We start from the raw sequence: 11,250 nt of genomic DNA on the forward strand, positions 1-11,250 counted from the left end.
AAGACCGCAGGGCAGATCCTCCCTGCATTTGGCCTGAGGACAAAACCTCGCACGTCATGGCCGGCCTTGTGCCGGCCATCCCGATTAGAGAAGCGCTGTCGCCTCAATCAATTGGGATCACCGGCACAAGGCCGGTGATGACGTCGTAGGGTGCGAAAGCCACGAGAGCGTCATTCCCGGCTGGAGCGTCAACGGGCAACGGGCATCCACCCACACGCTCAACATCATGAACCCCTTCCTGGCAGTTGAAACGCTACTGCGCCAAGCCTGCTGCTCTATGGGTTGCCGTCTATGATCTGCTGCGCAGGCTCAGCTTGAAAGCGGCAAGCAAGAAAAAAGCCCGGCACGAAGCCGGGCTGCAGTTTTGGAGGTTAACTCAGTGACCACCCCCGCCGCCTGCGGGCGCGGCGCGCGGCTTCTTGATGAAGGGTAGAGCGAAGACCAGGCCGAGGAACAGCACCGTCAGCAGAAGGAACACATCCGAGAAGGACATGACCATCGCCTCGCGGCGAACCATGTTGGACAGGTTCTTGATCGCCGCCGTCCCGGCATCGGTGCCGAGAGACTGGAACTTCATGGTCATGGAGTTCAGCGTTTCGACGGCCGTCGAACGGCTCCAGTTCACGCTCTCGTGCAGCCGCTGGAGATGCAGATCCAGGCGGTTGTTGAGGATTGTGTTGATGAGCGCCAGCCCCACGGCACCACCCAGGTTGCGGGTGAGATTGTAGAGACCCGACGCATTCTTGATGCGCTCCGGCGGCAAGGTGCCGAGCGCGATGTTGTTGATCGGCACCATGCAGATCATGAGCCCGACGCCACGGAAGATCTGGGGCACGAAGAGCTCCCAGAAATCCCAATCCTTGGTCAGTCCGCTCATCATCCACGTGCCGAAGGCGAAGGCCGTAAAGCCGATGCCCATCATGATGCGCGGGTCCATCTTGCGGGACAGGAAGCCTGCCACCGGCGCCATGAAGAACATGGTCGCGCCCGACACGAACATCGTCTCGCCGATCTGCAGGGACGAATAACCTCGGACGCGGCCGAGATAGACCGGATAGAGATAGGTCAGGCCATAGAGGCCGATGCCCATGACGAAGCTGAAGGACGAGCCCGCCAGGAAGTTGCGGTCGGCGAAGGCGCGCAGATCCACGATGGGCTGCTTGGCCGTGAAGGCGCGATAGAAGAACCCGATGGCCCCGATGGTGCCGACGATGGCGAGGATCAGCACCGCCTCATCCTGGAACCATTCGTTGTTCGGCCCCTCCTCCAGCACATATTCGAGGCTTCCGAGGAAAGCCGCCATGAAGCCGAGACCCGCCCAGTCGAACGATTTGAACAGGCTGAAATTCGGCTCGTCGAAATCGACCAGGAGATAGGTGGAAATCGTCACGAAGATGCCGGGCACGATGTTCACGAGAAACAGCCAGTGCCAGGAGAACAAGTCCGTGAGGTAGCCGCCCAGCGTTGGGCCGATGGTCGGCGCGAGCGTGGCCACGAGTCCGATGATCGGCGAAATCACCGGCCGCTTCTCCGGCGGGAAGACCGTGAAGGCCGACGCAAACACGGTCGGAATCATGCCGCCGCCGATGAAGCCCTGCAATGCGCGATAGACGATCATCTGATCGATGTTGGAGGCCGTCGCGCACAGGAAGCTCATGAACGTGAAGCCTCCTGCGGAAATGACGAACATCCAGCGGGTGGAAAGCACGCGCGAGAGCGTTCCGGAGAGCGGGATCATGATCACTTCGGCGATCAGGTAGCTCGTCTGCACCCAGGAGATTTCATCGGACGAGGCAGACAGGCCCGCCTGGATCTCGGCAAGCGAGGCCGACACGATCTGGATGTCCAGAATCGCCATGAACATGCCGAAGACCATGCAGAAGAACGCAAAGGTTCTGCGCCGGCTCACCTGCGCAGGCTTTGTGGCTGGCATGACCGTCTTGGGTGCGCTCGAAATGGCAGCTGAAGCGGCCATGATGGATCGATCTTTCCCTTAATCTTTGATGCTGGCCGTCTTCGAAGGCTCGGCCGAGGTGCGCGTGTCGACGTCGACCACCACCGACAGGCCGGGACGCAGCAGGCCCTGCTGGGCGACCTCGGGGCTGACGGCGACGCGAACGGGCACGCGCTGAACGATCTTGGTGAAGTTGCCGGTGGCGTTCTCCGGAGGCAGCAGGCTGAACACCGAGCCGGATGCAGGCGAAACGCTCTCGACCTTGCCGACGATGTCGGAATCGGGGAACGCATCGACCTTCACATGCACCGTCTGGCCCGGCTTCAGGGAGGAGAGCTGCGTCTCCTTGAAGTTGGCATCCACATGGACGCTGGTCAGGGGCACGAGGGCCGCCAGGCGGGCGCCAGGCTGCACATAGGTGCCGACCTCGACGGCCTTGTTGCCGATGACGCCGTCGACCGGCGCGCGGATCTCCGTGAATGACAGATCGCGTTCGGCCTTGTCGACTGAGGTCTGGTACTCGGCGGCAAGACGCTCGCCTTCGGTCTGCTGAGCCGCGAGAACCTGAACATTCGCCTGGGCTGCGGCCACGGCAGCCTGAGCGCTCTTCACATCGGCATTGGCGCGGTCGCGCGCCGCCTTGGCGTTCTCGAGCGCCGCGCGGCTGGTAAAGTCCGACCGGGCGAGCTGCTGCTGGCGGGCGTAATCGCTCTCGGCGCGCTCGGCCTCGGCCTGCGCGCTGGCCACCTGGGCCTCGGCCTGTGTCACCGAGGCGCGGGCGGCCTCGATCTGGCGGCCGATGCGCGCGATGGCGCTCTGCTGGGTCGCGAACTTGTCCTTGGCCGATTGCAGGGCGAGACGGTAATCGCCGTCGTCGATCTTGGCGATCAGGTCGCCCGCCTTGACGCTCTGGTTGTTCGTGACAGCGACGGACGCGACGTAGCCGGAGATCTTGGCCGATAGGATGGTGATGTCCGCCTGCACATAGGCGTCGTCGGTCGAGACCATGAAGCGCCCGTCGGTCCACCAATGGTAGCCTTCGTATCCGCCGAAACCCAGGGCGGCCGCCAGGACGGCCAGAATGATCGGCTTCTTGCCGAAGCCCTTCTTCTTGGCCTTGGCCGGCTCCGCGACGGGGGCAGCCGTCTCCGGCTGGGAAGCCTGGACAGGCTGCCCTTCCCTCGCCGTCTCCGGGCGCTCCTTGGCGCCCTGCTCAAACTCGTCCCGGTAAGCCATGTGAACCTCTGCAAGCCAACTTAAAGCCCTTGAGTCGAAAAGGTTCGGGCTTATCGTTGCAGTCTTGATCTCTATCGATCGCCAGCCATATATGAGTTGACCGAACCGTTCGGTCAATAGCCGAGTCAAAAAAGGAACCGATAAGAGCTATGAGCGCCGCGCATGACCGCATCCGGGAGCACGAGATATCCCCGGGTGTCGACGAGAGCCCAGAGAATGCCAAACGCCGCCAGATCCTGGACGGCGCCCGCAAGGTTTTCCTCGCGCAGGGTTTCGATGGCGCAAGCATGGGCGAGATCGCCAAGGTCGCCGGCGTCTCAAAAGGCACGCTCTATGTCTATTTCGACAGCAAGGAGAGCCTCTTCACCGCCCTGACGACGGAGGAGAAGCGCGGCTTGGCAGAGGTCCTGTTCAAGCTCGACCCCGAGGATCCCGACGTTCGCGGAGTTCTGAGGACGCTGGGGCTCAGTTACCTGCGCCGCATGGGAAAGCCCGAGCACATCTCCTCGATCCGGATGGTCATGGGCGCGGCGGAGAAGTTCCCCCATCTGGGTCAAGCCTTCTATGAGGCCGGTCCCTGTCAGGGCCTCGCCCGCCTCAGCGCCTATTTCGACAGCCAGGTCGCGGCGGGACGGCTGTCCATGGAGGATTCCGGCGTCGCCGCCCAGCACTTCCTCGACCTGTGCGTGTCCGGCATGCTGCGCCGCCTGCTCTTCTCCGTGGGCGAACCGCCGACGGAGGCCGAGATCCAGAGGAACGTGGAGAACGCGCTTCGGGTCTTCTTCGCGGCCTACGGCCCGGGGGCAAGCCAGCCGTGATCCTGTCTTAGACCTGTTTCCACTTGCGTAGAATCATCTCTTCTTTGTTGAGCCGCCTTTTGAACGGCGAACCGCATCCACTTCGCCGAAAAATGCTCCAGCGCATCGGACGGAAAAGTGGACCCGGTATTTGCTGACGCGGCCCTCCGGGTCCGCGCCCAACGATGCGCTTTTCAAGAGCGGAGCATCGAGAGGGCGCGTGAACCACCTGGAAAACAGACGGGAGGATCAGTTGCCTCACATCAGGGTTTGATCAGGACTCTGTAACCGAGAACGCGTGCAACGGGCGCGAGCGCGGCAAAGAGCGTCTTCTGCACCCAGGTGGGTGGGCCAGCCAGATAGAAGTGATCTTTGAAGGTGTGAAGGGTGAGCGCCATCAGGAGAAGACTGGGTTCTCCCTTGGAGCCGAACCATTCGGGATGGTTCTGCGCAATGGTCGCGAAATTCAGGAAGAACCGCAGTTGATGCTGCGCCGGGGTGAAGCGGATGACCGCTACGGTATCACCCTCATGGGCGTTGCGGAAAAAGTGAGACTTGCCCTTGGGAACAGTGAGCGTCTCGCCAGGCCGGAGCTCATGGATCTTGCCTTCGATGCAGACGTGCAGCAGCCCTGACCTGACGGTGAAGGTCTCATCCGTGTGCGGGTGAACATGCGCCATGGCGTTACCGCCCCCGGAGCCGCCTGCCTGCAGGTGGACTTCGAATTGAGCCGCGTCCTTGCTCTCAGGCGTCGTGAAGACAAATGTCTCACGGTTGAAGGCATTGACCAGGGTGAGTCCTGGTTCGAACGAAAACGAATCCATGGTCGCTCCGGGTAACGACGCGGAAGCGCCTTTGGGCTTACGCACGCCGGTTCATCTGCCACATTCTACGATATATCGGGCACCTTTCAGATCTCCGTGATGGCCGACTGGCTGGTAGCCTTCAATGATCCGTCTGCATCGCCTCGGCTACGCGCGCTTTGAGCACGTCCGGCTGTCGCAGGATCAGGGCGCCGCGCGTGCGCTCGATCAGCCCTTCCTGGGAGAGCATGGTGAATTCCCGCGTGATCTGCTCGCGGCGGCAGCCGATCCGCGCCGCGACGATGTGGTGGAAGGGCGGCGGCGTAATGACCCGCTCCCCCGACCGGTCCTGACGGGGCGTCGACAGGCGCAGCAGCTCCGAATAGAGCCGGTGACGGAGATCGAGGACGGTCTGCTCCATGAAGCGGGCGTTCAGTTCGCGGATGCGCGACGCCATGAGGCAGAAGAGCCGTTCGGCCACGGGCTGGTGCGAGAAGAGAAGTTCCTTGAAAACCGTGGCCGGCATCACGCAGGCCTCGCCACGGGTGAGCGCCGTGACGTTCGCCGATCGCGGCACCCCGTCGAGCGCGGCGAGTTCTCCGAACAGGTCGCCCGGTCGCATCTCGTGCAGGATGACTTCCTTGCCGGAGGCCGTGCGCATGAGGACCCGGACCTCGCCCGAGAGGAGGAAATAGACGTCCGTGGACGGCTCGTCGAAGTCGACCAGGACCTCCTCGGGATCGAAGCGGCGCCAGTTGGCCCGCGCCTCGAGCGGTGCGAGGTCGATGTCCAGCCCCTTGAACAGCTTGATCCCGGCAAGCCGCGCCATCACTCTACTCCCCCTGAATTCCATTCTTGGCTATAGCACAGATTTCGCATGGCCAGTATGGCCTTGTCTCCTGTCCCTTTGTCAGCACTTACCCCCATTGTCACGGGCGATTCCGGCTAGGTGCTCCCGACCAAAGACCTTGCCAGCACCGACATCCCACGCCAAAAGGCAGCATGCTTCACGTCAACGACCTGACCTACCGCATCGGCGACCGGCTGATCCTCGACCGCGCCTCCTTCAACCTGCCCACCGGCGCGAAGGTGGGGCTGGTCGGACGCAACGGCGCGGGCAAGACCACCCTGTTCAAGATTATCCAGGGCGAACTCGCCACCGAGAGCGGCAGCGTCACCCTGCCCCGCGGCATGAAGATCGGCGCCGTGGCCCAGGAGGCGCCGGGCGGCCCCGAATCCCTGATCGACGTGGTGCTCGCCGCCGACAGGGAGCGCAGCGCTCTCATGGCCGAGGCCGAGCATGCGGACGGCCTCCGCCGGGCCGAGATCGAGACGCGGCTCACCGATATCGGAGCCCATTCGGCTCCCGCCCGCGCCGCCGCGATCCTGCACGGCCTCGGCTTCGACGCGGAGGCCCAACAGCGCCCCTGCGCGGATTTCTCGGGCGGCTGGCGCATGCGCGTGGCGCTCGCCGCCGTGCTGTTCACCGAGCCGGATCTGCTGCTCCTCGACGAGCCGACCAACTATCTCGATCTCGAAGGCACGCTCTGGCTCTACGATTATCTCGGCCGCTATCCGCACACGGTGCTGGTCATCAGCCACGACCGTGAGCTGCTCGACGCCTGCGTCAACCACATCCTCCATCTCGACCGGGGCAAGCTCACGATCTATCGCGGCGGCTATACCTCGTTCGCCAAGCAATATGCGGAGAAGCGCGAGCTCACCGCCAAGATGGCGGCCAAGCAGGAGGCCGAGCGCAAGCACCTCCAGGCCTTCGTGGACCGCTTCAAGGCCAAGGCCTCGAAGGCCCGGCAGGCGCAGTCCCGCGTCAAGCGCCTCGCCAAGCTGGAGCCCATCGCGACCATCGTGGAAGACGACGTTCTGCCCTTCAACCTGCCGGGGCCGGAGCGTCCCGCCGCGCCGCCCCTGATCACGGTGGAGGGCGGTGCCGTGGGCTACGGCGAGCGCATCGTGCTCGACCGCCTCAACCTCACCATTGCACCGGACGACCGGATCGCGCTCCTGGGCTCGAACGGCAACGGCAAATCCACCTTCTGCAAGCTCATCGGCGGCAGGCTCGCGCCCATGAAGGGCGAGATGCGCACGCCCACGCGCATGGACGTGGCCTATTTCGCCCAGCATCAGCTCGACGAGCTGAACCCCAAGGCGACCGCCTACGACCACGTGGCGGAACGCATGCCCGATACGCCCATCGCCAAGATCCGCGCCCGCACGGCCCAGATCGGCTTTCCCGGCGCGAAGGCGGACACCCCGGTCTCCGCGCTCTCGGGCGGCGAGAAGGCGCGCCTGCTGATGGGCCTCGCGGCCTTCGACGGCCCTCACCTGCTCATCCTCGACGAGCCGACGAACCATCTCGACATCGACAGCCGCACGGCCCTGATGGAAGCGATCAACGACTACACGGGCGCCGTGATCCTGGTGAGCCACGACCGCTTCCTGATCGAGGCCTGCGCCGACCGGCTCTGGATCGTCGGCAACGGCGGCGTAAAACCCTTCGACGGCGACATGGACGATTACCGCCAGCTCGTGCTCTCCGGCGACCTCGATCCGCAGAAGCGCTCCGACAAACCGCAGGCGCCGACCGCCTCCAAGACGGACGAGCGCCGCGCCGCCGCCGAGCGCCGGGCCGCCCTGGCACCCCTGCGCAAGAAGCTGGAGGCGCTCGAGGGCAGGATGGCGAAGCTCACCGACGTGATCGGCAAGGTGGATGCCGCCCTCGCCGACGGTACGGCCTTCCTCAAGGATGCGGCCAAAGCCGCCGAACTGTCGAAGATGCGAGCGGATGCCGCTACCACCTTGAGCACCCTGGAAGAGGAGTGGCTCATGCTCAGCAGCGAGATCGAGGAAGCGGGGGCCTAAAGTATTCTTCGGGGGCGTGGATCCCCTTCCCGGCCTGCGGCCGCCAGGGATGACACCCACCACGTCATGGCCGGCCTCGTGCCGGCCATCCCGCTTCTGTGAAGCGCCTCGCCTGTCCGATCGAGATCACCGGCACGAGGCCGGTGATGACGGACGAGGGTGTGGTGAAGAGCGCATGTCATTCCCGGCCGAAGCGTAGCGAAGGGGAAGGGAATCCACTCACACTCTCCACCATGGATCCCCTGCCCTCGCCTTCGGCTTGGCCTGAGAGGCTGGCCCATAAAGTGGTGCGGGTGTTTCCCTCCCCCTTGTGGGGCGGGGTGGCTGCGCAAGCAGCCCGGGTGGGGGTGCCGGCGCTGAACTGGACCAGCGTGGTGCTCACCCCCCACCTCCAGCTCCTCCCCACCGGCAACTTGCGCAGGAGGAAGACAGGTCTCGGGCAAGCCTGGGACCTGTTGGGGAGGAGAGCTACCCGCGCTTTACGAGCCAGACTCTGAGGACGACACCCTCGCCTCAATGCCGCTGGATCGGGCGCGGCAGCGGCATGTCGTCCAGCTCCGTGCTCGGCAATTCCCGCACCGTGCCGCGCGCGTACATCATCAGCCGCCCGTCCGCCGTCCGATAGATCGCATAAAGCGGCTCGCCCTGCCGCTCGCCGCGCCGGACGAGCATCCCGGCGATCTCCTTCACCGCCTGCAGCAGGCAGAAGCCCAAGCCCACCAGCGTCACCGGCACCATGACGAGCCAGAGCGCCTGGATCCATTCCGGCGCGGTGTGAAACTTGGACAAGGCGTCGGCCAGGAAAGAATAGGTCTGAACGCTTGCTACCGGCTCCATCGGCAACTCCCTTGAGGGTGAAGCGACCACCAGCGTATCGCTGGTGGCCGGGGAGCTAGAAAGCCGCCGAGAGACGACCGCGTTGACCTTTGGGCTTTTGGCCTTGGACATGCGCCAACGCCTCCCCGGCCGTAAGGCGAGGGAGACATCGTTGCGGTCGATGCCGACCGCTCTCGGACGGGGATTCTAGGCCCCAGAACCGGGTGCGCCCGGCTCCGGTGACGAGGTAACACGCAACAGGGGTGCGGGGTCAATGGGGAAGGCGTGGACGAGGCCGCACCTCCCCTATCATCCGGCACTCCCTGTCATCCCCGCGCAGGCGGGGATCCATAACCGCGGCGCTCGAAGAAGAGGCGAGCAGCGCCACGGCGCGTTCGGCACCGTCAGTGTTTATGGATCCCGGGCTCCGCTCACGCGGCCCCGGAATGACGGTTTGCGAGAACCATTGATGCAGCCCTCGCCGTTAGGGCCGGACCTGTTCCGGCCATCCCGATGTCGTGAGGCGCGGAGCTTTTCCAATCGGGATCACCGGCACAAGGCCGGTGATGACGGGGGCGATAGTTTATCGGCGAGTTAACCTTCAAAGCCTCTGCGGGAAACATTGCGCGAGCAGTTGCCGCGCAGGACTGCGATTGTCGCGCCTTATGAGGTCGATGCGCTCACTTCATCGCCAGCATCAAGCTTGCTTCGATTATCTATGTGTCTGGTGACCGGCCTAGATTGTCTCGGCAAACAAGTTGAAGCTAGGTGTGTTCATGCGCTCCAAAGAGGCCTGTCTGCGCGCCAGTGTCTCCCTATACTCCTGAGCCTCGACACCTCTTGCCCATTTAGCTCAACACTAGGCGTTCAAACAAAGCACGATAAATTCCGACAGACTGTCCCAGAGCGAGGTAAGATGCTCGGGTGAAGGAGCAAAACTCGATGAGTGAACGTACCGGTTAAGAGTATCAGCGGAGACGAGCTTATCCTCCTGCTGGAACTTTCTGAGGGTGCCGAGATGCTTTCTATCCAACTTTCCTTGCGCTTCTAAATCTTTACCAACCTTAAGTACGCGGGCTGCAAGCTTGTCTCCTTCATGCACGGATAGACTCGTTTGCTTGATGTAGTTTTCTACTGACAACTCAAGAAGCACACGAAACAAAACTGAAACCGCGTTGGGATGCTGGTTAAGATCCAGGTGAAATTGAAGCTCTTCCCAAATATGATGATGGCGCTGGAGACGCCCCGGCCAAGCAATTCCAAAATCCTTCTGGGGTATAAGTGTACGCCTCTGAGACGGCTTCGGTGGCGCAGATGGCCGCACTCGAAGAGCTTTTGCTTGTACACTTGCTGAAGTCGGTTGGGATAGTGTGTGTCGAGCGCTCGGAAGAATACCTTTACGCTCAAGGGTATCTAGATATCCTCTCTTTCCATCTACATCCCAAATGTCACCAAGCACGAGTCGACGATTAGCTAGATCATCCGCAACTCGAGCCAAGGCCGCTAATGTAACATCTTCATTGTGTGTAAATTCAAAGCGGCCTTTATTTACACTGAACCCTAGTCGATTTCGAAATCCTTCGGCAGATAGTAACCGGTTCATCGTCGAGCGCGGAATTTTACGCTGTGCAGGCAAAAGGTTAGCAGCGTCAAGACGTTTCTCAATCTCATCGGCAACGCTTATGCCAGAACCCTTGCCTGTTCGTGCGACGAATGTTGCCTGCATCCTGTCATTCCACGTGCTTTGGCCAATACCTTTTTGTGTGCCTGTATGACGGCGAAATAAGATTTCGTCGATACGATCACGATCAGTCTCAACCTGACACTGGAGCTCTTTTGGGAAGTCTCCTTCCCATTTCTGGCGCAAATCTCGGAAGAACTCTTGCAAGTCCGGTGTCGGCGCGCGTCGTGGGTTATCCAGAAGCTTAAGGCAGGTAACTCTGCGATTGCCGTCAAATACAATGAATTTCGATCCTTCTGGAGATACAAGTGGAAGCTCGTAAATCTCCTTCTGCTTCACAATATCCTTGGCCAAGTTCCGCATGTGTGTTTCATGCGTGTTGAATAACCAAGCGATAGCTGCGGTTTCATTCTCAAGTTCGCCATGTCGGTCATTAGCCCGATTTACTAGTGGGTCGTCTGCCGTCGGGTCTGGCATTCTGCTGGTGCCTGTGATTTCGGCTGGGGCAGCGGTTGGCTGGTACAGGCTCCGGAACCGCCAACGCGATGGATCTGCTCCGTCGCGCAGCGCCGGCGCCGCTGCCGGCGCTGCCGTTCCAGACAAACGGTGTCGGCTGCGCATTCCAGCAGCGTGCCGTCTGCTCGAACCAGATCCCGATCTCGTCGGAACTCTGCGGATGCTGTCCCGCGAGCGCCCGCCGTTTGAGCACGCGCTGGATCGACTCCGCCATGTTGAGCCAGCTGCCGGCGACCGGCGTGTACAGCGGCATGACGCCATGCGCACACAGCCACAGCACCAGTTCAGGAGTCTTGTGGCCGGTAAGATTGTCCCACACCAACAGCAGCCGCAGCGGCGGCACCTCCTCCGGCAAGGTGAAGCACCGGCTCAGCCCGGCCTGCCAGGCCTCCCACGCCGCGTGCGTGAGAGCGGGATCGGCGACAGCTGGGGCGGGCAACTCCGCCAGGATCGCGCTGAGACGCTCGCGCAGCCAGGGATGCAGCACCGCATTCGTACAGTGCTCGGCCGGCTGCAGGCGCACCTGGCCCGAGGCGGGATGGAACAGGGTCAGGATCTTGGTCGTGC

The 11,250-nt window shown here is 62.5% G+C and carries 9 protein-coding genes; 2 read left to right on the top strand and 7 right to left on the bottom strand.

Features of this window, described 5'->3' with window-relative positions; genetic code table 11:
* Positions 1 to 376: 376 nt before the first annotated feature.
* Together DDF70_RS25200 and DDF70_RS25205 are read right to left on the bottom strand one after the other, a co-directional pair.
* Complete coding sequence (locus DDF70_RS25200; RefSeq protein ID WP_114947517.1) at positions 377 to 1,975, bottom strand: DHA2 family efflux MFS transporter permease subunit; 1,599 nt, start codon at positions 1,973 to 1,975, stop codon at positions 377 to 379.
* 18 nt (positions 1,976 to 1,993) lie between these two features.
* Positions 1,994 to 3,190 (bottom strand): HlyD family secretion protein, encoded by a 1,197-nt coding sequence (locus DDF70_RS25205; protein WP_114947518.1) that lies wholly within the window; start codon positions 3,188 to 3,190, stop codon positions 1,994 to 1,996.
* A 149-nt stretch (positions 3,191 to 3,339) separates the two neighbouring features.
* On the opposite strand from DDF70_RS25205, the gene DDF70_RS25210 reads away from it, so the two are divergent.
* On the top strand, positions 3,340 to 4,008 hold the full coding sequence (locus tag DDF70_RS25210) for a TetR/AcrR family transcriptional regulator (protein WP_245435638.1): 669 nt from the start codon (positions 3,340 to 3,342) through the stop codon (positions 4,006 to 4,008).
* Positions 4,009 to 4,250: 242 nt separating this feature from the next.
* Here DDF70_RS25210 and DDF70_RS25215 read toward each other — a convergent pair whose 3' ends face one another.
* The gene (locus DDF70_RS25215) at positions 4,251 to 4,811 is read right to left on the bottom strand and encodes a cupin domain-containing protein (RefSeq protein ID WP_114947519.1); all 561 of its coding nucleotides are present in this window, start codon (positions 4,809 to 4,811) and stop codon (positions 4,251 to 4,253) included.
* A gap of 121 nt (positions 4,812 to 4,932) precedes the next feature.
* Positions 4,933 to 5,619, bottom strand: coding sequence for a Crp/Fnr family transcriptional regulator (locus DDF70_RS25220; protein WP_114947520.1), 687 nt, complete (start codon positions 5,617 to 5,619; stop codon positions 4,933 to 4,935).
* A 173-nt stretch (positions 5,620 to 5,792) separates the two neighbouring features.
* On the opposite strand from DDF70_RS25220, the gene DDF70_RS25225 reads away from it, so the two are divergent.
* Positions 5,793 to 7,670, top strand: a complete 1,878-nt coding sequence (locus tag DDF70_RS25225; RefSeq protein WP_114947521.1) for an ABC-F family ATP-binding cassette domain-containing protein — start codon at positions 5,793 to 5,795, stop codon at positions 7,668 to 7,670.
* Positions 7,671 to 8,183: 513 nt separating this feature from the next.
* Here the strand turns inward: DDF70_RS25225 and DDF70_RS25235 are convergent.
* The 3 genes from DDF70_RS25235 to DDF70_RS25245 form a co-directional block, all read right to left on the bottom strand.
* Positions 8,184 to 8,618 carry a hypothetical protein gene (locus DDF70_RS25235; protein WP_162820651.1) on the bottom strand — a complete coding sequence of 145 codons (435 nt, stop codon included), beginning with the start codon at positions 8,616 to 8,618 and terminating at the stop codon, positions 8,184 to 8,186.
* A gap of 727 nt (positions 8,619 to 9,345) precedes the next feature.
* Positions 9,346 to 10,530: a hypothetical protein gene (locus DDF70_RS25240; RefSeq protein WP_245435639.1), complete on the bottom strand. Its 1,185-nt coding sequence runs from the start codon at positions 10,528 to 10,530 to the stop codon at positions 9,346 to 9,348.
* A gap of 70 nt (positions 10,531 to 10,600) precedes the next feature.
* Positions 10,601 to 11,250 (bottom strand): transposase (locus DDF70_RS25245; RefSeq protein ID WP_205772472.1); only part of this gene is annotated, 650 nt, incomplete at its 5' end.

The organism is Microvirga calopogonii (assembly GCF_003347665.1).
In the GTDB taxonomy this organism is placed as follows: Bacteria; Pseudomonadota; Alphaproteobacteria; order Rhizobiales; family Beijerinckiaceae; genus Microvirga; species Microvirga calopogonii.